This window comes from Pseudoalteromonas sp. SR41-4, assembly GCF_014163985.1.
Classification (GTDB): domain Bacteria; phylum Pseudomonadota; class Gammaproteobacteria; order Enterobacterales; family Alteromonadaceae; genus Pseudoalteromonas; species Pseudoalteromonas rhizosphaerae.
In genome coordinates, this window is the sequence record NZ_JACJEI010000003.1 from 37,892 (window position 1) to 63,834 (window position 25,943).

Sequence of the window (25,943 nt, forward strand, 5' to 3'; positions counted from 1 at the left end):
ATCTCACTCCGTTATGCTAACTGTGCTTGCGCATCTAATTTCAACGAATCATTCTTCGCAGAAATAGTACGGTAAACGTTATAAGCCATAACCAGCATGCCTACCACGATGAACACACCGCCTAGGAAGCGCATAACATAGAATGGATGTGATGCTTGAAGTGACTGCACAAAGCTGTACATTAATGTACCGTCAGCATTTACTGCGCGCCACATTAGACCTTGCATAACCCCTGAAATCCACATTGCTACAATGTATAAAACAACACCTACAGTATGTAACCAAAAGTGTGTGTTAACCAGTTTAATACTATACATACGACCTTGAGAAAATAATGCTGGGATAAGGTGGTAAATAGCACCGATAGAAATCATCGCAACCCAACCAAGTGCACCAGAATGAACATGACCAACAGTCCAATCAGTGTAATGAGAAAGGGCATTTACAGACTTGATCGCCATCATCGGGCCTTCAAAGGTAGACATACCATAGAAAGACAATGAAACAACTAAGAAGCGTAGTACTGGATCAGTACGTAGTTTGTGCCATGCGCCAGATAGCGTCATGATACCGTTGATCATACCACCCCAAGAAGGAACGAATAAGATGATTGACATAACCATACCTAAACTCTGTGTCCAATCAGGAAGTGCAGTGTAGTGTAAGTGGTGAGGGCCTGCCCAAATATAAAGTGATACTAAAGCCCAAAAGTGAACAACAGATAAACGGTAAGAATAAACTGGACGACCTGCTTGTTTTGGTACAAAGTAATACATCATACCTAAGAAACCAGCCGTTAATAAGAAACCTACAGCGTTATGACCGTACCACCACTGAACCATCGCATCTACTGCACCTGCGTAGATTGAGTATGATTTAGTTAACGATACAGGCACAGCCATACTATTTACAATGTGAAGCACTGCAACAGTAATGATAAAGCCAGCATAAAACCAGTTAGCGACATAAATGTGCGATACTTTACGCTTAGCTATGGTGCCCATAAACACAACCGCATAGGTAACCCACACTACAGCAATTAAGATATCGATTGGCCACTCAAGCTCAGCATATTCTTTTGAACTTGTTATACCTAGAGGTAGAGTGATAACCGCAAGTACGATAACTAACTGCCAACCCCAGAAGGTAAAGGCGGCTAATTTGTCTGAGAGAAGGCGCGTCTGGCAAGTACGTTGCACGACATAATATGATGTCGCGAATAGTGCACTTGTACCAAATGCGAAAATAACTGCGTTCGTGTGTAACGGACGTAGTCGAGAGTATGTTAACCATGGTGTATCAAAGTTAAGTGCTGGCCAAGCTAATTGGGCAGCAATCAGAACCCCAATACTCATGCCAACGATGCCCCAAATCACTGTCATAATAGCGAATTGGCGTACAACCTTATAGTTGTACTCAGTTTGTGATGCTACTGTTTGGCTCATTTTCTGGCTTCCGCTGCAATAAATGCGTTTAGAAATGAATTACCCACTATATAAAGTGGGGCCTACTATTATTCTTAAGTATGTTATCAAAAACCCTCAAAGCTTTGACTGCTTCAGAAAACAAACTCGAGAAACCCTTATTTTTGCGGGGAAATGATAAAATTTTTGGCCTAAAAAAGATAGGTCAATTGCATAAAATTATGACATCAATCAATTTTTCACATGCAGTTGGTTATTTTTTGATGCACTTTTGTACATTTGTGTAAGAATTTAGTTCTGTGGTTGTATTTTAACACTGCGCTGATTAGTATCAGCCTTTACTTTATCTAGGGAATATTATGCCAATTAAGCTTTTAGTTGTGTTTTTAAGCGTATTGAACCTGTTAATTGCATGTGGCCCACAATCGCTAAGTATAGAAGAGCAACGCCAAGGTGCAAGCTGTCAGCCAAATCAGTTATGCGAGTATGATAATCAGGTGAAAATTTGGTTGAGTGAGCAACAAATAACGCCAGAAACGCCTTTTGAGATAAATTTATCGTTACCAAGCTCATTGTTAGTTCACAGTGCAAAACTTGAAGGCATCACTATGTATATGGGATATATTCCGGTGTTGTTTGAGCCGCTTGACGATATTTTAGTCGCACAAAGTATGGTTGGTATTTGTTCCGAGCGCAATATGACCTGGAAATTGACACTCGAAGTTAAAAATCCACAGGGTCAACTTAAACATGTATTTTATTACTTTGATGCGACTTATTGATATCAGTTTAATCCATATTAAATCGGAGTGTTGGTTAAGAAAGCTGCTATCCGAAGCTTAGGGCATAGAGTTGCAAATGTCCGTTATCACTTATTCTGCCTATCCAAACACGCTATTTTTGTTACCTTCATTTGCTAAGTATTAGCTGACTTAATGCATTAACAATGCACTGGACCCATTTCTTAATTGATCCTTTAACGGTTCAAAACACTTCAAAGCAATATTTACTGAAATAATACGCTGAATATTAAGTTGAGTATCTATTTGTAAATCAGGGTTTCTAGTTTGAGTCTCGCCTTGAATTTTTATATTTTCAGTTAAATTTATAGAGTGCGCATAAAACCACCTTATTTTGACATTAAGCTGCAATGAACAAAGCTAAACCCCACTATATTGCTATCAAAAAAGTTGCATAGAGCTTAAATACGCAAAATTATTGCATAACTATGGTTAGCAGTTGTTGGTCAGTTTTGCAGTTTTAATAAAATGATGTGATTAACTTGTGAAATTTTCTGATTTAGGTATTTTTATACGTTAATTACATATAATTACAAAGTCCATTAGTTTGATTTCATACATGTTTAAAATGTTTTTCTTCGCACTTAAGTGTTTGAATGTAAGGTGTATTAACTAGTTAACAATGAAACATTCATTAACCAATGTACCTATTGCGGGTTTATCAATAATTGCGAAGGTAATTATTAACCGCTCATTCAGATTTCATTCAGTTAAGTCCGCCTAAGTTGCCCTCGCTGACTCGATATTCTCAAATAAAACGAGCGCTACCTGAGCAAGGTATTTCTCCAACAAGTAGGGTTTCACATGAAAAAATCTATTATCGGTTTAGCTGTAGTTACAGCTATCCCTATGTTTTCAACAATGCAAGCAGTGGCTGCGGAAGATGGCGCCCAATCAATTGAAAAAATCCAAGTTACGGGCTCTCGCATTAAGCGTTCAGATATGGAAAACGCTAGCCCAGTTACATTAATTGGCGCAGATGATATTAAAGCAATGGGTGCCACAAGCATCGATAGCGTATTACAAAAAATGACCGCCACAGGCGGTGCAATGACAAACCCTGGCGTTAACAATGGTTCTGGTGGTAATGCACGTATTGATTTACGTGGACTAGGTTCTAGTAGAACATTAGTACTTGTAAACGGTCGTCGTATGATTGCCTCAGGTACTGGCGCTGCATCAACTGTTGACCTAAACACGATCCCTGTTTCAATGATCAAATCTGTAGAAGTACTTAAAGATGGTGCATCTGCTGTATATGGTACGGATGCGGTTGCAGGTGTTGTGAATATCATCCTAAAAGATGATTTCGAAGGCCTTGATATGAACGTCAACTCGGCAATCACAGGCGAAGGCGATGCAACTGAAAGTTCATTCGATTTTACAGTTGGTTCTTCATTCGATAAAGGTAACATTGTTATCGGTATGCAGTACACTGACCGTGGTAAAGCAAAGCAATCAGATCGTGATTTCTCAAGTTGTCCTATTGCAGAAGGTGCTAACGGTCTAAATTGTAACGGTGGTTCTCCATACAGCCCAGGTGGCCATATTTGGCAAGGTGGTGTAATTGGTGATGTAAATGAAGATGGTTCAACAGTTGATGCTGATGGTAACCCTGTTACTTCAGGTCTTGCCCCAACCGATGATGGTTTAGGCGGCCTTGGTGGACTCCATCCGTATACAGATTCAGACCTTTATAACTTTGCGCCAGATAGCTACTTATACACGCCAATGGAGCGTTTGAACTTAACTGGCCTTGCAAGTTATGAAATTTCAAACGATACACGTGTATTTACGGAATTTACCTACACAAAACGTTGGTCGCAACAGCAAATGGCTGCACAGCCAGTATGGTTTGATTTCAAGTACAATGAAAATATGGGCGATTCATTACTTGGTCAAACTTATGTAGGTAAAGTTGACCGCAATGGCGATGGTCTTGCAGATCGTGATGCAGACGGTAAATATATTACTGACACATTAAACTACGCATATGGTGATGATATCTCTTATGGGCGTCGTATGTCAGACACTGGCCCTCGTTATTTCGAACAGTCAGTAGACACTGTTCGTGCGGTAATTGGTGCAGAAGGTTTTGTAGGTGATTACTCATGGGATGTGTCAGCTAACTTCGGTCGTAACGATTCTGTTGATAAGACAGCCAACCTTCACAATATGGGTGCTATCCAAGAACAAATCACTGAAGGTACATTTAACCCGCTTGATCAAGCTGCATGGACATCTGAAGATTTCCGTAAAAATGTTTACACTGAAGTAAACAATGGTGGTAGTCAGTTATTTATAGTTTCAGCATCTGTATCAGGTGAAATGTTTGAATTACCAGCAGGTTATGCTGCTTTTGCTGCGGGCGTTGAGCACCGTCAAGAGAAAGCATGGTACACACCAGATTCACTAACAGCGCAAGGCCTTGCAAATGACCCTATGGTTGAACCAACCGCTGGCGGCTTTGACGTAAATGAAGCGTATGTTGAATTTGCAATCCCATTACTTGCTGATGCACCATTTGCTCAAAACGTAGAGCTTAGCGCTGCAATCCGTGCGTTTGATTACAGCACATTTGGTTCTGACGAAACATGGAAGCTAGGTTTAACATGGAAAGCAAATGACGAACTAATGTTCCGTAGTGTAGTATCTACAGCATTCCGAGCACCAACCGTTTCTGAGCTTTATTCAGGTAATTCACCTTCTTTTGAACGTGTAACTTTCCCTGGTGCACAAGATCAAGCTGAAGTAACAGTAGGTGGTAACTCATTACTTACTCCTGAAGAAGCGGATACTTTCACAGCAGGTATCGTATACGAGCCAGAGTGGTTTGACGGCTTCAGCATGACAATTGATTATTACAAAATTGAGATTGATAATGCGATTGCATCAGTTAACGAGCAATATATTGTCGATCAATGTTTAGCAACAACTGCAAATGCTGATTCTGTATTATGTCAGTCAGCTAATATCGGCATGGATAGCACAGGTCGAATTAGTTTCAACAATCAGCTGCAAAATGTTGGTGCTGAGGAAACGTCTGGCGTAGATTTAAACTTATCATATAGCTTTGAAGCTGCAGGCCTTAACTGGAAAGCAGGTTTAGACACTACTTACCTAGACGAGTATGTTGTAACTGTTCTTGATGATACTGTTGATTACGCTGGTTTGATAACTTCAAACATTGGTGGCTATGCAGATCTTAAGTCTAACTTTACACTAAATGCAGCTGGCGATAACTGGGATGCACAGTATCAAGCTCGTTACATCTCTGGTATGGATAGTTACTCATGTATCGGTAAAGACACGTGTTATGCGCCGTCTACACCAACTGTTATCTACCATGACATCAGTGGTTCATACATGATCAATGAAACTGTTGCATTATCTGCAGGTGTAAACAACTTATTTGATAAGCAACCTCCTTACTACACAGGTAATAATGATTCAAACACTGACCCGTACACATACGATGTACTGGGTCGTCGTTTCTTCGCTGGTGTGAATGTTAAATTCTAATTAGTAAGAATATTGGATTCTTATGAAGGCCTAGTTTACTAGGCCTTTTTTATTGAACAAATGAAAGTGTGGCAGTAAACTAGATGCATCTTTTTACTTATTAGGAGAGCTGATTGCTAAAACAGGATGAAAACTTATCCTTTATAATTGAACCTGAATTGAGCCCGCGCTCTGAACAGCGCATTGATATGTACTTTTCTATTCCGAATGAAATGGGCATCAATCCGCAAACGTTAACAGAAGAATCGTATTTTAATAACCACTTCAAATCGTATTTAGCGTATAACGCCAATAATATCCATTTACCTTTAGTGCGCAGTCGCTTTGTTAGTAAAAATAAAGGTGAACAACAAGACTATCGGCAAAACCTCAACTTGTATTGTTATCAAGTCCGCCTAGCGATTGATACTGATATCAAAGATACATTAAAGATTGAAGAAGTTGATGAGTTTTATCAGCGCGCTATTGAATTATGTGAACAAAGTCAAAGCTTACTTAAAAAGCTAAGGCGTTACACACCTGATGATGAAAAACTGATCTCGTTTTATACCAATGCAGATAACTATCTGAGTTGGCATATTGAGCAGTCGTTTTTAAAATTACTTGACGAAGGGCCACGTAGCAGTGATTACGCGAAAGAGCGTAATGATCTGATGAATTTTTGTAAAGCCGAGCAAGATTATCGACATGAGCTGCAATATAACTCGGAATCAACCCTTCAGGATGCAAACCGGATCACCAATAAGATGCGTCTTTTACAGCGTTTGATTGAGCATGGTGTGGTGTTAAATCGTAATACTCGTTACCTTAATAGTTATTTAAAACGATTGGTTAAAGGAACCGTTACAGCGATTATAATGGCGCTTGTTATGGTTGTGGTTCTGAATGCGCGGATCTCATTTACCGAAGTGACTGCAACATTAGTGATCATTTTGGGCGCTATTTACGGGATGCGAGAAATTTTTAAAGAAGACATAACACGAGTTATTTGGCGAGCTATTGTGAAAGGGCGCCCAAAATGGCGATTTCAATTTCGAAATAGTGTTACCAAAGATAAAATAGCTACACAATACATCTGGCTTGAATATACACGCTTTAAACATATTCCAGAGGAGGTACGAAAAATATTTTCAAAACGACGTCAACAAAATAAACAAGCAGCGCAATGGTTGCACTTTGCCAGTGAAATACGGGTTAATGCAAAAGAGTTCTTACCTGGTTATGATAGCTTGCAACAGACCTTGCAGTTTAGTTTAGCGGCGTTTGCGCGGAACTTAAAAAAAGGCGAAGGTAAACTGTATCATCTTGATAATAATAAAATATCTAAACAAAGTGTGGAGCGGCGCTATCAACTAAATGTAGTGCTTTCATATCAAAATGACGAAGAGATAAAGTACCAGCGTTATAAAATCACCTTAAATAGAAGTAAAATAGTTAGCATTGAACTGATTTATAGCGAAATGGAATAAATGTTGTCGTCGATTTTCTTATCTATCAGGTATTATCTCCCTCTTTTTACACAGCTTGAGGGGGAGTGATATGCGCTTTCTGATTTCCAGGATGGCCGCAACCAGTCAATGTCCACCACGTAAACCGATGAGTAAAATCATCTGGTCTTTAATTGGGTCATTTTTAGGCATTTATTTAGTTGCAATAATTGGCAAAAGCTTACAGTTTGATCCGTTAACTAATTTATTTTTAATTGGTTCTTTAGGTGCAACTGCTGTGCTTGTTTACGGTGCGCCATTGGCAGAGTTTTCTCAACCGCGTAATCTTATTGGCGGTCATGTTCTCAGTGCGTTGGTGGGTGTTACTGTGGCAAAACTGCTAACTGCCGATTTAATGTTGGCAAGTGCTTTGGCTGTTTCACTATCAGTTGCGGTTATGCACTTAACGCGTACTTTGCATCCACCGGGTGGCGCTACTGCTTTGATTGCGGTTATTGGTGGTAGCGGTATACAACAGCTAGGTTATTACTATGTCGTAAGCCCTGTATTGTTTGGTACGACAATTATGCTGTTAGTTGGGTTGCTAGTTAATAATTTATCACGTAACCCTAAGCGTCATTATCCTGTCTATTGGTGGTAATAACTGTCAGTAGGTGGCAACATCGTTACTACCTACTGCAATGGTTTATTTTTCTAAACCAGTTTTACTATACAAAGATACTTTGTTTGATACCAAGGTTATTTCAATGTTTTTACTGTCATCGCCCCATGTGCAATTTGTGTGTAGGGTTTTTTCTACACAATTATCAGCGCTTCCTAAAATTGCTTCTACTGCAGTTTTGTCCATGCCAATTTCGATTTTCTCGTAATTATCTAAGTTTACTTTTGAGCAAGCTGCTAGGCTTAATGTTGCAGCAATAATTAAAAGTTTTTTCATTCGGTCATCTTCCTTTATTTAGTGGTTAAATTTTCTAATTTGTACAATCATGCCCATTTTTGGATGATCAAAATAATGAATGTCGCCACTTATCACACGTTTGAATTGTGAGAACCGAGCGTGTTGGATTTCACCAGTTACTTGGATTTCATTTACGTCAAAGCTGGCATTAATAAATAAATAATGGCGCAAATAAATATTAAAAGTGCCATCTAATTCCCACTTATCTGCATTTTGCTCAATTGCAGGGGCTATGAACTGATTAGGACTGACTAAACTAATAAAGTCATTATTTGTATACTGTGGCGTTTGCGCAATCACAGGTGCGTGCAATAATTTACCACCAAACAGTTTAATACTTTCAGAACGAGATTGGCTCGCCCCTTCAAAACGCCACCCGGTGTGAAGTATAGGTTTGAGGCCTTTACGCAGTAGTTCTTGTTGCTGTGATGTAAATTGTAGCTGTTCGGGAGCAAGTAAGTAGGTTTGCTCCATATCATCTTTAACAGGCGCTAATGGGCTCAGTGGTAACACTGAATAACTGCGCAGGTAATCGATGTTGTTATCGCACAAATTAGAGCGGTTTACACCAATCACAGAATCGGTTAACGACTGTGAATTAAAGCGAGTGTCGCCGTTGATACATTCCTGCTTAGCTTGTTCAATATAAAGTGGTGTCAGTAAATCAATGCTACGTTTAGCGTTAATTGGTTCTTTAGCTAAGCTAAAGTCTTCTTGCAAATAAGGGGCTGGGCGCTGTTTGAATATCAGTATTTCTACTTCAAACCAACGTTCTGCAAATGCTGTGCTACTAAATACACAGCATAGTAGGATAAGAGATTTTTTAAGCAACATTAATGGCTAACCTTTTTTTCGAAATCCGCAATCATTGCAGTGACCATTTTTAAGCGTTCGCGGGCATTCGCTTCATTGATCGCAAAGCGCAACTTATTTGCACCATCCATTTTATACACCTTAGGTGCACTTTGTATCAAACCTATAATGAAGCTAGGGTTAACCTTAGTATGTTGACTAAACTCAAAATAGCCACCTTTTGGATTTGCTTCAATTTTTTTGATGCCTAATTCGCTGGCTTTGAGTTTCAGTTGCTGCAAACTAAATAGGTTTTTAGTTGCATCAGGCAGCAGACCGAAGCGATCAATCAGCTCAACTTGTAATTCGTCCATATCATCTAGGTTAGCGCAGCTGGCAACCCGTTTGTAAATACCTAGTCGCGCATTTACATCGTGAATATAATCTTCAGGGAGTAAAGCGGCTAATTTTAAGTCCACTTCACTTTGTTGTTGTAGCAAGTTATCAAGGGTAGGCTCTTTGCCTTCACGAAGAGATTTCACAGCTTGCTCAAGCATTTCCATATATAAGCTAAAGCCGATGGTTTGCATTTGTCCTGATTGATCATCACCAAGCAACTCACCAGCACCACGGATCTCTAAATCGTGGGTTGCGAGTGCAAAACCGGCACCTAAATCTTCCAGTGACTCGATGGCTTCAAGGCGTTTTACAGCATCTTTCGACAGCCCTTTAGGATTACCCGTTAATAAGTAAGCATAAGCTTGATGATGGCTGCGACCAACTCGACCCCGTAACTGATGTAACTGCGCTAAGCCTAGTTTATCGGCTCTATCCATAATAATTGTATTGGCTGTGGGGATATCAATTCCCGTTTCAATGATGGTAGTACATACAAGTACGTTGTATTTCTGGTGGTAAAATTCGCTCATCAGTTGTTCTAAATCACGTTCGCGCATTTGGCCATGGGCAGAAGCGACGCTTGCCTCAGGTACCCACTCACTAATTTCTTCTGCCACGCGGTCAATAGTTTCAACGTTATTATGTAAAAAGTATACTTGGCCACCGCGCTTTATTTCCCGCAATACCGCCTCTCTGATCAAATCTGCATCGCGTTGACGAACAAATGTTTTAACCGCTAAGCGTTTTGCAGGAGGGGTCGCGATGATTGAAAGATCACGCATACCACTCATGGCCATATTTAATGTACGTGGGATTGGTGTTGCAGTGAGTGTTAAAATGTCAACATCGGCACGCAGTGATTTTATCTTCTCTTTTTGACGTACCCCAAACCGGTGTTCTTCATCGACAATGAGCAAACCAAGATCTTTAAAGATAATATCGGCTTGGATCAATTTGTGAGTACCAATGACGATGTCCAAGGTACCTTTAGCCATTTTTTCTAGGGTGTCTTTTTGTTCTTTAGGCGAATTAAAGCGAGACAGCACACCGACTTCAATGGGTAAGTCGGCAAATCGATCTTTAAAGTTTTCAAAGTGTTGTTGTGCAAGCAAGGTAGTTGGTACTAAAACCGCTACTTGTTTATTGTCGTTTACAGCAACAAAGGCGGCGCGCATCGCAACTTCAGTTTTGCCAAAACCTACATCACCACAGACTAACCTATCCATTGCTTGTTTACTTTGCATATCACCTAGCACAGCTTCGATAGCGTTACGCTGATCGTCAGTTTCTTCAAATTGAAACCCATCACTAAATACGCGATAAGCAGCACCATCAAGGGCAAATGCATTACCAGCTTTAGCTTGACGCTGGGCGTAAATATCGAGTAATTCAGCGGCCACATCACGTACCTTTTCAGCCGCGCGTTTTTTCGCTTTCTCCCAAGCATCAGATCCCAGTTTATGCAGCGGTGCACTGGCTTCTTCGCCACCAGAATAACGACTGAGCATATGCAGGGCTGACACTGGCACATACAACTTTGCTTCATTGGCATAGGTAATGGTTACAAACTCAGTGATCAGTCCCGCCGCATCAATCGTCTGCAGACCTTGGTAGCGGCCTACACCGTGGTCCAAGTGTACAATCGGTTGGCCAACTTTAAGTTCAGCTAAGTTACGGATGAGCGCATCTTGGCTAGCTTCGTATTTATGTTTACGACGGCGACGCTGGGATACTTTAATGCCAAGTAATTCTTGTTCAGTAACTATGGATAATGCGGGCTTTGTACCAAGTACTACACTTTGTTCTAGTGGGCTGACAATTAAGCCAACATCGCTACTGCTATTTACAAATTCATCGAATGATGAAAACTCTTTAAACTTTAAGCCGCTGGGTTTAAGTATAGCGAGCAGAGATTCACGGCGACCATCGGATTCTACTGACAGTAAGATACGGCCTTTTTGTTTCTTTTGCGCTGCTACATAATTTATAAATGCTTGATAGGGTTCATGTAGTTTATGATCAATGCGTATTGCGGGTAACTCGCTGGTGACTAGATTTTTATTGCCTGCTTTTGTCGCGAGTTTTGCTTGCGATAACCGAATGCGAGCAAAGTTGCCTAAATTTTCAAACAGTTCATTAATGGGTTGATAAAGTGCAACTGGCTCAAGTAACGGGCGCAGTGGATCGACTCGACGGTTTTCATAACGCACATTAATATCATGCCAAAAATGCTCCGCAGCATCTTCTAAATCTCCTAGTTGCATCACTGTTGCAGTATCTGGCAGGTAATCAAAGATAGTGGCTAATTGCTCAAAAAACAGCGGCATATAATATTCGATACCAGCAGGCCAATTGCCTTTGGTCACTTGCATATACACGGAATCTTGCGATGAGCTGGCACCAAATTTTTCACGGTAGTTTATTCTAAATCGTTCAATATCGGCTTCGTTGGTAGGGAACTCATGAGCAGGTAGTAATTCAATTTTATCGACTTTTTCATCCGAGCGTTGGCTTTCAACATCAAATAAACGAATGGTATCAAGTTCGTCATCAAGAAAATCGAGTCTAAATGGATGCGGACTGCCCATTGGATATAAATCAACAATCGAGCCACGAATGGCGTATTCACCATGCTCCATGACTTGTTGCACATGCAAATAGCCTGCTTGCTCTAAGTTACTGCGAAGTTTGTGGGTATCGAGAATATCACCGACTTTAAAATTAATGGTTGAACCATAAATAAACGAAGCAGGGGCGGTACGTAGCATCAAGGTAGACACAGGCACAATTAATACACTTTGTTGTTCTTTCTTTAAAGTATTTAAGGTGGCTAAGCGCGATGAAATTATATCTTGATGGGGTGAGAAATGATCGTAAGGCAACGTTTCCCAATCAGGGAATATCATTACTGGATGCTCGGGTAGCAAGCACTCCAACTCTGTTTCAAGGCGCAGTGCACTGGGTGTATCAGGGGTAACAATAAGCACTAAGCCATCTTGTTGTTTAACCCCTTGTGCAATGGCAATACTTAAACCACTGCCAGTGAGTTGCCCCCATTGAATTTTATCTTTTTGAGATTTTACCCAAGGCAAGGCTGCCCATTGCGCAAACGCCATTTACTACTCCTTTAATGCGCCTCTACTGAGGCGCTAATTTATTCTTAATCGCGATATATTTTGGTTAAATCGTGGTAATGATCTATACGACGGTCGCGTAGGTACGGCCAAATGCGTCTTACATTTTCAGAACGCTTTTGATCAAGTTCAACAAGTAACAGTTGCTCATCAGTGTTGTTGGCTTCTGCTAGCAGTTCACCTTGAGGACCCGCTATAAAAGAGTTACCCCAAAATTGAATACCTTCACTTTGACCACTTGGATCACTTTCATGACCGACACGATTACAACTAATCACGGGTACGCCATTGGCAACCGCATGTGCGCGTTGCGATATTACCCACGCATCTTTTTGACGTGTTTTCTCGCCTTCGTCATCACGTGGATCCCAGCCAATTGCGGTTGGGTAAATTAATAGTTCAGCACCGGCCATTGCCATTAAACGCGCAGCCTCTGGAAACCATTGATCCCAACACACTAAGACACCAAGTTTGCCGACAGAAGTTTGAATTGGTTCGAAACCTAAATCACCCGGAGTGAAATAAAACTTTTCGTAAAAGCCTGGATCGTCAGGGATATGCATTTTACGGTATTTACCCGCAATTGTGCCGTCTTTTTCAAGCACTACCGCAGTATTGTGATAAAGCCCTGTGGCACGTTTTTCAAATAAAGAGGCAACAATAACAATGCTTAATTCTTTTGCAAGCTCAGCTAAAGTGTCGCTACTTGGGCCCGGAATAGTCTCTGCCAAATCAAATACATCAACATCTTCGGTTTGACAAAAGTACAGACTGCGATGTAATTCTTGTAACACCACCAGTTGTGCACCTTGGCTTGCGGCATCGCGAATACCGGCAATTGATTTTGCCATGTTTTGTGCGGCATTATCACTGTTACTTTGCTGCACTAAGGCAACGGTTAAATTTGCAGGGCTGCTCATAATGATGCTCCAGCTAAAAATCCACGGGGTAATTGCATAGTAATGCAGTGTAAACTACCAAATTGATGAATAATTGGTAAGCAGTTTACGCCTATTATTTGATGCTCAGGGTAGGCCGTTTGAATTTGTGCTAAGGCTAATTCGTCATTAGCATCAGCATAAATAGGCACAAGTACAGCTCCATTAATGATTAAATAATTTGCGTAGGTGGCAGGTAACCTGTCGCCATCATCATTAAATACGGCTTTTGGCCATGGTAAATCAATTAAGGTATAAGGTTTACCTGTTGTTGCTTTAAAACCTTGTAACTGCTTTTCCATGGCATCAAGAGCGCTGAAGTGTTGGTCATTTTTATCATCACACTTTACATACACTAAGGTATCATTAGGCGCAAAACGCACTAAAGTGTCGATATGACTGTCGGTATCGTCACCAGCTAAATAGCCATGATCAACCCATAAAAAGTCGGTGGCGCCAAGTTGTTCACGCAAGCACTGTTCAATGTCTTGTTGGGTTAGATCTGGATTACGATTTGGATTAAGCAAACATTCACTGGTGGTCAATAGTACACCGTGTTGATCAATCTCTACACCGCCACCTTCAAGAACCAAATCAAGCGCTTGGTATTGATTGCGCGTATCGGCAAGTTGTTTAACTAGTACCGCATTAATTTTATTATCTAATTCACTGGTAAATTTATTACCCCAGCCATTAAAGATAAAATCAACAATTTTTAGTTGGCTATTATCAGCAACTGCGGCGCAGGTTAATGGGCCATGATCACGTGCCCACGTATCGTTACAGGGAGTAACAACAAAATGCACGCGGCTCAAATCAACAGCGTTGTTGCGCAATAATTGGCTAATGTGTGTTTTTAAGGCTTCATCATGAGCGATGATCACTAATTGCTCTGCATTACAAATATGCTGACATAATTGCACGTATACAGGCTCTACAGCGGTTAAATTGTCGCACCAATCAGTGGCTTGGTGTGGCCAAGTGAGCATAACGGCGTCTTGCTCAGCCCATTCGGGTAAAAGTCTAAAGTTCATGAATTTAATAAACAAACAAAGGTGCTATTAGTTTAGCATTTCAACTATAGCCAAGCCACTTCAAAATGAGGGTTGCTAGTAGCTATATTATTCTGGTTTTGTTGGCTCTGTTGTGTCTTGGGTATCAAAGTTGTCGCTTTCATGTTGCAGCAGCTGACGCTTTTTCAGTTGTCTGGTTTGTGCATGTAAACTAGCACGTACCACAAGTTCTTGATCAGTATCGCGGATGGCTTTAAAAAGTAGGGTGTATTGGTAGTATTCATCGTCAATCTTATTAACTGCAACTACCTCGGTGTAACAATAAATAGCAGAGGCTTCATGCTGTAAAAATAATTTAGTGCGAAATGCTTGGCCAATAGAGTAGACTTTTGTATCGGTTAGTTTGACACCGCCACCGCCGTAGCTATCACAATAAATGGCGTTATCTTCGGGCTGCTCTGAGGCCAATATATGGCTCATGATCAAGTCGATTTTACGCGATTGTGCTTGTAAAAATACGGCAAGCTCTTGTGCCAAATCACCAAGGCTACGCAATGGTCTTAACGAGCTTTGCTCTAATTCACTAACCTCATTGGCCAATTTAAATAACGGTGGGATATCTGCTTCTAGTTGCGCTAAGGTAGTAGGCACTTTGCTATCGTCAACAGCAAATAAATTTACTCGATTACTTTCATCAATCTGAAAGTACTGCTCAAACTCGGTTAATTTTTCACTATTCATCATAAGGCTCCTCGACGCAATAGTTTAATAGTAGCGCCGACAGTATAAAATTGCTAGTTATCAAATTACCATAAAAAAGGGCAAACCACTGTTTGCCCTTATATTTTTGTAGCTGAGCTTAAATCATAAATTACCCTCTTGGGTGTCGACATGTTCACGCTTGTGGTGGCTTGCAATTTCATCGGATAAATCTGCTCGCGAGCGTTTTTCAGTAAGTTTGCGCTCAGTTAACCAATAAAAGAACAGTGGTACAAAGAACACGGCAAGGAAGGTTGCTGCCATCATGCCGCCCATAACGCCAGTACCAACGCTATGACGTGCACCTGCACCGGCGCCTGAGCTCAATACTAATGGCACTACACCTAAAATAAAGGCCATCGAAGTCATGATGATGGGTCTAAATCGAAGACGGGCAGCTTCAAGTGCTGCAGCGCTTGCGCTCCAACCTTGTTGATGTTTCATCAATGCATATTCAACAATCAAAATGGCATTTTTACTGGCTAAACCAAGTAAGGTCACTAAGCCGATTTGGAAGTACACATCGTTAGTCATGCCTACTAACCAGATTGATACCAATGCGCCAAAGGTTCCAAATGGCAATGCTAGCATCACCGAGAGTGGCAATGACCAACGCTCATACAGTGCTGCAAGGATTAAGAAAACCATGATCACCGCAAGGCCTAAAGCAATTCCTGTGGTACCTGAGCTGCGTTTTTCTTGATACGCAGAGCCGGTCCAGTCGTAGGTCATATCAGGTGGTAATACTGCTTTTGCAATACGTTCAACTTCAGCAATTGCTTGGCCAGAGCTGTAACCGGGTGCAGCATTACCGAGCAGTTTTACCGCAGGCAAGTTATTATAACGATTTAGACTTTCTGGTCCGCGACTATATTCAATATTAGTAAACGCAGACATAGGAACCATAGTACCTTGACTATTTTTTACATAAATTCGTCCAATGTCATCAGGCTTCATTCTAAATTCAGCTTCTGCTGACATAAGTACTTGCCAAGCTCGGCCAAACTTATTGAAGTCGTTCACATAATATGTACCCAGTGTGCCGGCAAGGGCTGTAAAGGCATCGTCAATTTCAATGCCCATCGCGCGGGCTTGTTCACGATCTACATCAACTTTAAGTTGCGGTGCATTTGGTCGCCACAACGTTTGTAGGCCACTTAAAATAGGGCTTTTTTGTGCTTCAGCCATCATTAAACCCATGGCTTGTTGCAGTTTTTCTGGGCCACCTGCGCCTTTGTTTTGAATATAAAATTCAAATCCGCCAGTGCTCCCTAAACCAAAAATAGCAGGGGGGTTAAACGCTAAAACAAGTGCTTCGTTGATATGCGCAGTTTTCATAAACAGCTCATTAACCAAACTTTTAGTATCAATCTCTCGTTCATCCCAATGTTTTTGGGTGACGAATAAGGTGGCTGCACTGTTTTTATAACCGCCGCCAATAAAATCAAAGCCTGTAAATGCCACCACATTTTCATTGGCAGGATTAGATTGTACGGCGCTAATAACTTCAGCCACTACTTTTTCTGTACGCTCAAGGGATGAGCCATCAGGTAAGAAAATAGCTGAAATATAGTAGCCTTGGTCCTCATCAGGCACTAATGAACCTGGAGTGCTTTTCCAAAGGCCAATGGTAATTGACACCATACCAATCATCAGCAATAAACCTAATGCGCCACGGCGCACCATAAAACCAACAGCACCCACATACTTACTGGTTATTTTAGTAAATACACGGTTGAACCATAAAAAGAAGCTTGCGGTTTGTTTATGCTCTTGTTTTAAAATAAGCACACATAAAGCAGGGGTCATTGTTAGTGCAACTATGCCAGATAAGCTCACAGCAATTGAAATGGTGATCGCAAACTGACGGAATAGTTCGCCAGTTAAGCCACCTAGAAATGCAATTGGCACAAACACTGAGCAAAGTACTAGAACAATAGCAACAACAGGTCCTGATACTTCTTTCATTGCTTTTATTGCGGCTTCATGGGCGCTCACATGCTCTTCGTGCATGATACGCTCTACGTTTTCAAGTACCACTATGGCGTCATCCACTACGATACCAATAGACAGTACCATACCAAATAAAGTCAATGAGTTAATAGAATAACCAAGCATATACATGCCAGCAAACGTACCAAGTAATGACACCGGTACGGCAAGAGTTGGGATCAGTGTGGCGCGCCAATTTTGTAAAAATAAGAACACCACTAAGAAAACCAGCACCATTGCTTCAAGTAGTGTTTTCACTACTTCGCGGATCGAGACTTCAACAAAACGGGTGGTATCGTACGAATTTAAGTGAGCAAGTCCAGTGGGAAATTGCTGAGTTAACTCTGCTAATACGCCATTAACTTCTGCTGCTACATCAAGTGCATTGGCACCAGGTTGTAGGAAAATACCTAATAGTACTGCTTCTTTGCCGTTGATAGTGCCTCTGAAGTTATAATCTTTTGCACCAAGTTCAACACGGGCAATGTCTTTTAAACGTAAGCTACTGCCATCAAGGTTTGAACGAATAATGATTTCTTCAAATTGTTCAGGCTCTGATAAACGCCCTTGAGCGGTAACACTGTAAACCAGCTCTTGCGCTGATTGTGAAGTGGGGGTTGCACCAATCGAACCTGCTGCATATTGAGAGTTTTGGCTGCGAACTGCCCCTGCGACTTCTTCAACAGTAACACCGAGCTGACTCATTACATCAGGGCGCAGCCAAATACGCATGGCGTAATCTTTCGCGCCAAAAATTTGTACGCTCGTTGTACCAGGAACACGTTTAATACGGTCTAAAATATTCAGGGTGACATAGTTTGAAGTCCATAGACTATCACGAGTGCCGTCCGGTGAATAAAACGCATGAACTTGCAAAAAACTCGATGAACCTTTTTGCACCACCACGCCTTGGCGCCGTGTTTCTTCAGGTAAACGAGCTTCAACTTGCTTTACACGGTTATTGACGTTAACTGCTGCTTGGTCAATATCGGTGCCAATTTCAAACGTTATTTCAATGGTTGTTGCACCAGAGCTTGTCGAGGTTGAAGACATATACATCATGCCTTCAACACCGGTAATCGCATTTTCAATCGGCGCGGCTACGGTTTGTTCGAGTACTTCAGCCGACGCACCCGGATAGGCTGCTGTCACTTGCACAACGGGTGGGGCAATTTCAGGGTATTGTGCGATCGGCAAGCTGCGCATGGCAGCCAGGCCCGCCAGCACAATAACAATTGAGATCACAAACGCAAAAATAGGTCTGTCGATAAAATAACGAGAAAACATAAAACTCCCTGCGCCTATTCTGCGCTTACGTTGTTTGTTGCATTGTTAACGGCCACTGGCATGCCCGGGAAGAAAATCTTTGCAATACCATCGATGATCACTTCATCGCCTTGCTGTATGCCTGATTTAATCAACCAAAAGTTTTTATCACCTTGATTATCTGGCTTTTGGATCCACTCACCTACTTCAACGGGAGCTGGGCGCGCAATCGTGCCGCCTTGTTCATTTTTAGCGACTACATAAACAAATTTACCAGTGCCATTATCAAGTACCGCACGTTGCGGTATTACAAATGCATTTTTGCGTACCGCACCACTTAACATAACTCGCACAAATTGACCTGGGCGAAGTTCAAAATCAGTGTTGGGGATAATTGCTTGTAGTTCGCTGGTGCCGGTATTTGGATTAATACGTACATCAGAGAAGTTAACTTTGCCACTTTTATTGGAGAGTGAACCGTCTTGTAATTTTATGCTCGTGTGCCACTGACCTTTTTCTGGCAGCGTTAAAGAGCCATTTGCAACATCTTGACGCATTTGTAATTGTTCACGCTCAGAAATACCAAATCGTAAACGAATAGGATCAAACTGGGTAATTTGCGTTAATAATAGATCGGGACCTGATACAAAAGTGCCTACCGACACAAATTCACGGCCCACCACCCCAGCGACAGGTGCTTTTACTTGCGCATATTGTAAATTCAGTTGGGCTTCTTTTAATGCAACTTTCGCGGCCTCTAACGTCGTGTTAGCAATATCTTGGGTGGAGCTGGCGTTATCGTAATCTCGTTGTGAGACTGATTTCTCAGCACGTAGTTTGGCTAATCGTTTCACTTCACGTTCGGCTTGCACTAAAGATGCTTTTGCACCATTAAGAGCAGCTTGCGCGCTTTCAACCGCCAATTGGTAAGGGACTAAATCTATAGTGAAAAGTGACTGACTTTGCTTAACTGTCTGGCCTTCATCAAAGTTACGAGATTCTAGGATCCCCGTTACTCTGGCACGTACTTGAACTTCTTTAGAACCTGATAAGGTTGCCGGTAGTTCAATAGTGAATGGGGCATCTTCATAGGTTGCTATAGTTGTTGCAACAGCTGCTGGATGCATTGCTGCTTGCTCAGTTTTAGGTGCTTCACTACAACCTTGTAGAAACAGCGAAGCCGAAGTAAATAAGAATAAAGATAATTTTGATAGTGCGAAAGACAGACGCATGGTTACTCCACAGTTCCAATTGTTAAGTATGAATAATTTATAATGTTTTATAAGCTAAAAGCATGGCTTACGTGGTGCTTAATCCGTATAGCTTAGTTACATACGAGTGTATACCTTAAATTTTTACAGGTACAGGCTCGTGTTTATTTTTCAGTATTTTTTAAAGCACAAAGTAGTTTGATACCTTAGAATTTAGATATTCTGTAAAGCTGTTTATAAAGTAATGAAGTCATTATTTTGTATGACAATAGCTTAATTATGAAGTGCTGTAAGTGCTTTGTTAGCGAAACAGCTTTAATAACCACAAAATTAACAAATTGCCTTGTAATTGGCGCTAAAACTCGTACCCTAGGCGTAATAATAATAGCAAGGGTAAAGTTAATAATGACGCGCAAGCCGACATTATCTACAACATTTATTGATCTGTCTTCACAGTTGCGACGTTTTGTTTCGCGCATTGTACAACCAGATGATGTGGAAGATATAGTACAAGAAACCTTTGTTAAGAGCTATCAAGCTGATTTAAAACAAGATATTAAATATACACGCAGTTATATGCTAAAGACTGCCAAGCATTTGGCGCTTAACCATATTGCTAAATGGGATAATCAGCATTGTGATTCATTAGATACCTCTGATGATTATCAGCAGTCGTTGCGATCTATGCAGCTTGAGGATGAAGTGACCTCAAAAGAGCGCTTTTTACTGTTTTGCCGTGCTACTGAGCAACTAAGCCAGCCAGTACGAAAATGTTTTATTTTAAAGAAAGTATATGGCATGAGCCAAAAAGAAATCGCAGCGCAAATGAAGTTAAGTGAAAGTACGGTTGAAAAACATATTGCCAAAGGTTTGTTACAATCTATGCGCTACATGCAGCAACATGAGCAGTTAGGTGAGCACAGCAGTGCCACTATTGAACCTGCCAGGAGGGTGGGAAAATGAGTAATATTCATCAATTTTCGTCTAAAGGTGCTATTCAAGCAGATGCCAGTAGTTGGATAAGTGCTATGGATAGGGGCTTATCAAAGCAAGAACGTATGCAATTTCAGCACTGGGTGCAACAAAATAAAGCCCATCAAGATGCGGTATTTGAGTTAGCCCAGTTATGGGATGAACTGAGCGTATTAAATGAGTTGAGTAGCTTATTTCCCAATAAAAACAGCATCAATAAGCCTGCCCGCAGAGAAATTAATTTTTCGATTGCGGCAAGTGTCTTTGCCGCATTGCTAGTTGCCAGCTTTATATTTGTTGGTATTGAGCAGTGGCCAACAACACCACAAGAACAAGCCAAGTACAGTAAAATTTACCGTACTAAAGTCGGTGAGCAAGCAACGTTTGTGCTACCAGATAGTACGATTGTGCAATTAAATACCAATAGCTTATTAGAAGTTGCGTATACAAAAAACCGCCGACAATTGATTTTAAGTCGAGGCGAAGGACGTTTTAATGTTGCTAAAGATGCCGCACGTCCATTTACGGTGATGGCAGGCGATAAGTCATTTACCGCACTGGGGACTGTTTTTAATGTGCAACGTAATGCAGCATCGGATCTTGAGCTGGTTGTTACTGAGGGTAAAGTGATGATCACGGATCCTTCGGTTGCCGTAAATGCTGATGATTTTGTACAATTACAAAGTGCTAGTAATGATACAGACAGTGTGAAAAAAATTAATGCTAGTATTGTTATCTCTGGCGAAAAAGCATTAATTAAAGAAAGTATTACCAAGCCAATCAAACGGTTAACACAAGATGATGTACAACGGGATCTGGCATGGCAACAAGGTATGCTAATTTTTAATGGCGAGTCGTTAAGCGAAGCACTGCAAGAAGTGAGTCGCTATACCGCAACGCGTTTTGAACTTGCTGATCCTGCATTAGCTTCTTTAAAAGTGGCTGGGGTGTTTAAAGCCGGTGATATTATCGGTTTACTTGATAGCCTGCGCATCAATTTAGCCATTGAGCATGAACGTTTAGGTGAACATATCGTAAGCCTAAAACACGGTGATCACAGCTAAGCTTTATGCTTGCTCTTTGATTTAAAGTGTCAGAAGTTACAATGGTAAATATAAAAAGTAAAAAAATAATTAATAAAAAAATAGGATTGTATAGCGGATTATTCTTTCTCAACTGTTTGTATAAGTTGCGCAGTAACCAAACGTATCCAATTTGTGGGTTAATTGTATTAGCACCTTTAGTATTTAGCCTAAAAGTTCAGGCTGAGGCTGCAAATCCACAGATGGTACAATTTGATATAAAAGCGCAGCGAGCAGATCAAGCATTGATAGAGTTTGCAAAACAAACAGAACAAACCGTGGTTTTTTCGTTTGATTTAGCAAAACAATACCAAGCTCAATCAGTGTATGGTTATTACACTCAGTTAGAAGCGCTTAGTACAATGCTGAAAAATACTGAACTCGATGCGGTTGTTGATCAAAATGGTTTACTGAGTATAAAACTCAAACAAATCAATAGGAATGATAACAACATGAGAAAGCTTTCAGGGGTCAGTGCTGCTGTAATACCACTTTTAATGGCAACCAATAGCCAAGTTGCTAATGCACAAGAACAAGCCGCTCAAGAAAATATTGAAAAAATCGCCATCGTTGGTAGCCGTGTAGCAGGGCGTTCGGTCGAAGACTTACCCGTACCTGTTGATATTTTAAGTGCTGAAGCGCTAGAAAATACCGGACAAACAGAAGTCGGCCGTATGTTACAAGCTATCGCACCGTCTTTTAACTTTTCAAGTTCATCGATCAGTGACGGTACTGATGCACTACGACCTGCTACTTTACGTGGCTTAGGGCCAGATCAAACATTAGTACTTATCAATGGTAAACGTCGTCACCAAGCCAGCATTATCCATATTAATACATCTGTAGGTCGTGGTACCGCAGGTACAGATATGAATGCGATCCCAGCTGCTGCAATTAAACGTATCGAAGTATTACGTGATGGTGCGGCTGCGCAATATGGTTCAGATGCGATTGCGGGTGTTATCAACATCGTATTTAAAGATGCTGATGAAGGCGGTAAAGCCGCGGTTAACTATGGCCAGTATTCTGAAGGTGATGGCGAAACCGTTACGGTTGATTTTAATAAAGGCTTTGCTTTAGGCGATGATGGTTATTTAAATACCACTATCAACTACCGCGACCGTGCACCTACAAATCGTGCCGGTTTACATGGCTCTTGCCAGTTTTATGGTTGCACAGAGCTTGATGATGGCACGCTGTTAGCGGGCGATCCTCGTGAGCTGACTGCACCACGTGATACGTTTAGAATTGGTGATGCAGACTCGCAACAATTTGCTTTAACGGTGAATACCGGTTATGAACTTGCTGGTGGTGAGCTCTATGGCTTTATTACTTATTCAACCCGAGATAACGAATCAGCGGCGTTCTTCCGTCATAATGCCAATGCTGATGGCAACCCAGTTTTACAAGATGGTGATGCGGTGATCCCGATGGGCTTTTTGCCAATGATCAACACCACCATTGATGATATCTCGTATAACTTTGGCTTTAAAAAAGAGTTTGATAATAGCTCTAGTCTTGACCTGTCATACACCTATGGTGAAAACAGCATCGATTATACCACTAGTGACACTATCAATGGTTCATACGCTAATTTATTACGTTATGATCAAGGTTTAAGTGCTGATGATATTCGTGCCACTATTCCTCGCCAAGCGTATGCGTATGGCATGGAGTTATCACTGCAAACAATCAATCTTGATTTTACACAAGACTATGATAATTTTTCACTGGCAATGGGTGCCGAGCTTCGCACCGATGAATATCGTATTTTAGAAGGCAGTGAATACGCTTACCGTGATTATGATACTAATAATGGTGTTAATATTTACGATGGTATGAGCGGTGGTATTGGCAGCGAAAATGCAGCAGGTGGTACACAAGGTTTTGGTGGTTCATCGCCGGAATCTTCTGTGGATGAATCACGTGATGTGATTTCGTTTTACCTTGATGCTGAAACTTACATTATTGATGATGTAATTATCTCTGGCGCACTGCGTTACGATAACTACAAAGGCTTTGGTGATACGGTTAACTTTAAGTTAGCGGGTAACTGGTCGGTGACTGATGACGTTTCACTGCGCGGTGCGGTGAGTACTGGTTTTAGAGCACCATCAATGCAGCAATTGTATTTCAATAATATCAGTACCCAGTTTGTAGTTGGTCCTAATGGCGATCTAATTGCAGAAGAAGTTGGTACTTTTAGAAACGACAGCACGCTTGCACAGAGTATTGGTATTCCAAAACTTAAAGAAGAAAAGTCACAAAACATGAGCTTAGGTATTGTGTATAACGTGACGGATAATATTAATGTTACCGTTGATTATTATTCAATTGATATTGACGACCGTATTGTGATCAGTAACCGTTTAGGTAAAGAGTTGTCATCAACGCTAGATGCTGCATTGGTTAGTTCTGGCGCAGGTGCAGGGCAGTTTTTCTTAAATGGTGCAGATACCGAAACGCAAGGTGTGGATTTTGTTGCGACATGGAACACGGAAGGCTTAGGCGGTACCCTAGATTTTACATTAGCGGCTAACTTTACTGAAACCGATGTGGTTGATTTATTTACTCCTGCGGGCAGTGGTTTGGAAACGATCCCTGTCGAAGATGTATTTTCTTCGCAAGAAACCTCAATCATCGAAGAATGGCAACCACAAGACAGAGTAAACTTAAGTGCATTATATCGCCTTGAAGATTGGACGGTAAACTTATCGCTCAATCGTTATGGCGAATACACGGTTGAAGATGGCGGTCGCCAGACTTACGGCGCTGAAATTCTTACCGATGTAAAAGTAAACTATTTTGTAACAGATAACTTGTCACTAAATATTGGTGCAAACAATTTATTTGACGTTTACCCTGATAAAAATACCATAGGTAATTCTCGCTCAGGCACAATTGTTGATGCTTCTGGTAATACTATTATCAGTTCAACCGGTGTATTTGAGTACTCACGCCGTTCAGCACCATTTGGTTTTAACGGTGCTTACTACTATGTAGGTGCTGAATACCGATTCTAAAATAACTTCTCCTACGTTATTTAGTTTTGAAGGGCCGTCTGGCCCTTTTTTTGCTTTTAGTGTGATGTGAGTGCAATGGGGTAGTTATCATACTCTTTGATATTATTCATTACTGTCATTAAAGTTTGATGCGTACTGTTTTCGTCAGCGGCTATTTGTACTGTGGCGATATTATACTTCGCAGCAAACATCGCAAGGTTAGTGGCAACTTGGTTTAAGTCAATTAATCGCCCCGCAAAATACACCGCATTGCTTTGGTCAATACTAAAATGAGCACTTTTAGTTTGTTTATCAATACTGGGTTTATCTACAGGCCGTTGCAGCTCTATTGCCACAGGTTTTACAAATGAAGTTGTAACAATAAAAAATATTAAAAGTATAAATACAATATCAAGCATCGGCGTCATATCAACGTCAGCGTTTTGTGGGTTTACATGTTGTTTATTTCTCATAATGGAACCTTGTTATTTTTGATAAAATGCTGCGGCGCCACAGCGGGATAGTAGGTACCTATTAATAAGCCTAGACGATTAAAATCATGCTGTGGTTAAATAAATATGCTATTTTTATTAATTATTTGCATTGTTTTGTTATAAAAATCATTTAACTATAATTATGAGCATAAAAAAGCCCAGCGCGTGGCTGGGCTTTCATTTAAGCATTGTGGTTAATGCTTCTGCATACGGCTCATTTCCGTATGACAGCTTTGCATGGTCAGTAATACTTTAGCGAGGGCGGCTTCACAATCGTGCGGTTGTGGTTTTTTCATGGCAGCTTTAATTTCTTCAAGTGTTTTATCTTCCACTTCTTCAAGCTCTTTGACATAAATTTGATCGTTGTTGGCACTAAATTTTGTGATCAGTGCGGTATATGCTCGGCGAGCTTCAACAGCAAAAGACGAACCATCTTCTCGTTCACCTTGCTGATTAATAGCGTAAGGCTGTAGGTTTTCAACGCTGACTTTACGTGCGTCTATCATACGCTGAAATAGCGCACCAATGGCTGGATCTTGTACTTTTTCCTGCGCCTTTTCATAAAAGTCGATGCCGCTGTTCATTACTTGGATAATGTCAGTGATATGATTTACTTCGTTTCCTTGCTGGGCATTCATAATATTGACCTCTTTAAGTTAAATGAATATTAAAGTTCAAGTAACTTAAAGCAATTGCCATTCCATTTTTAAATTATTTTAACATCATGATTATTAATA

General features: G+C 40.9%; 18 protein-coding genes. 7 read left to right on the top strand and 11 right to left on the bottom strand.

From position 1 onward, the window contains the following. Positions 1 to 11: 11 nt before the first annotated feature. Positions 12 to 1,445, bottom strand: a complete 1,434-nt coding sequence (gene ccoN, locus H5180_RS03235) for a cytochrome-c oxidase, cbb3-type subunit I (RefSeq protein WP_145233514.1) — start codon at positions 1,443 to 1,445, stop codon at positions 12 to 14. 338 nt (positions 1,446 to 1,783) lie between these two features. Here ccoN and H5180_RS03240 point away from each other — a divergent pair, with 338 nt between their 5' ends. From H5180_RS03240 to H5180_RS03255, 4 genes are all read left to right on the top strand, one after another. After that, a complete protein-coding gene (locus tag H5180_RS03240; protein ID WP_145233516.1) occupies positions 1,784 to 2,206 on the top strand; it encodes a hypothetical protein in 423 nt (140 codons plus the stop codon). A gap of 822 nt (positions 2,207 to 3,028) precedes the next feature. Then, positions 3,029 to 5,746 carry a TonB-dependent siderophore receptor gene (locus tag H5180_RS03245; protein WP_145233519.1) on the top strand — a complete coding sequence of 906 codons (2,718 nt, stop codon included), beginning with the start codon at positions 3,029 to 3,031 and terminating at the stop codon, positions 5,744 to 5,746. A gap of 113 nt (positions 5,747 to 5,859) precedes the next feature. After that, complete coding sequence (locus tag H5180_RS03250) at positions 5,860 to 7,215, top strand: hypothetical protein (protein ID WP_182757661.1); 1,356 nt, start codon at positions 5,860 to 5,862, stop codon at positions 7,213 to 7,215. A 70-nt stretch (positions 7,216 to 7,285) separates the two neighbouring features. Then, positions 7,286 to 7,834 carry an HPP family protein gene (locus tag H5180_RS03255; RefSeq protein ID WP_145233523.1) on the top strand — a complete coding sequence of 183 codons (549 nt, stop codon included), beginning with the start codon at positions 7,286 to 7,288 and terminating at the stop codon, positions 7,832 to 7,834. Positions 7,835 to 7,879: 45 nt separating this feature from the next. Here H5180_RS03255 and H5180_RS03260 read toward each other — a convergent pair whose 3' ends face one another. The 8 genes from H5180_RS03260 to H5180_RS03295 all read right to left on the bottom strand — a co-directional run bounded on the left by H5180_RS03260 (position 7,880) and on the right by H5180_RS03295 (position 19,677). Next, the gene (locus H5180_RS03260) at positions 7,880 to 8,131 is read right to left on the bottom strand and encodes a DUF3862 domain-containing protein (RefSeq protein WP_145233537.1); all 252 of its coding nucleotides are present in this window, start codon (positions 8,129 to 8,131) and stop codon (positions 7,880 to 7,882) included. A gap of 18 nt (positions 8,132 to 8,149) precedes the next feature. Further along, on the bottom strand, positions 8,150 to 8,986 hold the full coding sequence (locus H5180_RS03265; RefSeq protein WP_145233539.1) for a peptidoglycan binding protein CsiV: 837 nt from the start codon (positions 8,984 to 8,986) through the stop codon (positions 8,150 to 8,152). After that, positions 8,986 to 12,459 carry a transcription-repair coupling factor gene (mfd, locus tag H5180_RS03270; protein WP_182757662.1) on the bottom strand — a complete coding sequence of 1,158 codons (3,474 nt, stop codon included), beginning with the start codon at positions 12,457 to 12,459 and terminating at the stop codon, positions 8,986 to 8,988. Before mfd ends, H5180_RS03265 begins: the two co-directional genes overlap by 1 nt. 44 nt (positions 12,460 to 12,503) lie before the next feature. Next, positions 12,504 to 13,397 carry a carbon-nitrogen hydrolase gene (locus tag H5180_RS03275; protein WP_145233544.1) on the bottom strand — a complete coding sequence of 298 codons (894 nt, stop codon included), beginning with the start codon at positions 13,395 to 13,397 and terminating at the stop codon, positions 12,504 to 12,506. Then, complete coding sequence (locus tag H5180_RS03280) at positions 13,394 to 14,449, bottom strand: agmatine/peptidylarginine deiminase (RefSeq protein WP_145233546.1); 1,056 nt, start codon at positions 14,447 to 14,449, stop codon at positions 13,394 to 13,396. Before H5180_RS03280 ends, H5180_RS03275 begins: the two co-directional genes overlap by 4 nt. Before the next feature lie 87 nt (positions 14,450 to 14,536). Next, on the bottom strand, positions 14,537 to 15,169 hold the full coding sequence (locus H5180_RS03285; RefSeq protein ID WP_145234077.1) for a PilZ domain-containing protein: 633 nt from the start codon (positions 15,167 to 15,169) through the stop codon (positions 14,537 to 14,539). A gap of 123 nt (positions 15,170 to 15,292) precedes the next feature. Then, positions 15,293 to 18,466, bottom strand: coding sequence for an efflux RND transporter permease subunit (locus H5180_RS03290; RefSeq protein WP_182757663.1), 3,174 nt, complete (start codon positions 18,464 to 18,466; stop codon positions 15,293 to 15,295). 14 nt (positions 18,467 to 18,480) lie between these two features. Then, the gene (locus H5180_RS03295; RefSeq protein WP_182757664.1) at positions 18,481 to 19,677 is read right to left on the bottom strand and encodes an efflux RND transporter periplasmic adaptor subunit; all 1,197 of its coding nucleotides are present in this window, start codon (positions 19,675 to 19,677) and stop codon (positions 18,481 to 18,483) included. Positions 19,678 to 20,061: 384 nt separating this feature from the next. Between H5180_RS03295 and H5180_RS03300 the strand changes: the two genes are divergently transcribed. The 3 genes from H5180_RS03300 to H5180_RS03310 are packed head-to-tail and all read left to right on the top strand — an operon-like array spanning position 20,062 to position 24,733. After that, the gene (locus tag H5180_RS03300; RefSeq protein ID WP_145233553.1) at positions 20,062 to 20,619 is read left to right on the top strand and encodes an RNA polymerase sigma factor; all 558 of its coding nucleotides are present in this window, start codon (positions 20,062 to 20,064) and stop codon (positions 20,617 to 20,619) included. Then, positions 20,616 to 21,692 carry a FecR family protein gene (locus H5180_RS03305; RefSeq protein WP_182757665.1) on the top strand — a complete coding sequence of 359 codons (1,077 nt, stop codon included), beginning with the start codon at positions 20,616 to 20,618 and terminating at the stop codon, positions 21,690 to 21,692. The genes H5180_RS03300 and H5180_RS03305 overlap by 4 nt, the downstream gene beginning before the upstream one ends. A gap of 41 nt (positions 21,693 to 21,733) precedes the next feature. Further along, positions 21,734 to 24,733: a TonB-dependent receptor plug domain-containing protein gene (locus H5180_RS03310; protein WP_404936327.1), complete on the top strand. Its 3,000-nt coding sequence runs from the start codon at positions 21,734 to 21,736 to the stop codon at positions 24,731 to 24,733. Between the two features lie 56 nt (positions 24,734 to 24,789). Here the strand turns inward: H5180_RS03310 and H5180_RS03315 are convergent, their stop codons facing one another. Beyond that, the gene (locus tag H5180_RS03315; protein ID WP_145233557.1) at positions 24,790 to 25,185 is read right to left on the bottom strand and encodes a biopolymer transporter ExbD; all 396 of its coding nucleotides are present in this window, start codon (positions 25,183 to 25,185) and stop codon (positions 24,790 to 24,792) included. Between the two features lie 215 nt (positions 25,186 to 25,400). After that, positions 25,401 to 25,844: a PA2169 family four-helix-bundle protein gene (locus H5180_RS03320; protein ID WP_145233559.1), complete on the bottom strand. Its 444-nt coding sequence runs from the start codon at positions 25,842 to 25,844 to the stop codon at positions 25,401 to 25,403. Positions 25,845 to 25,943: the final 99 nt, after the last annotated feature.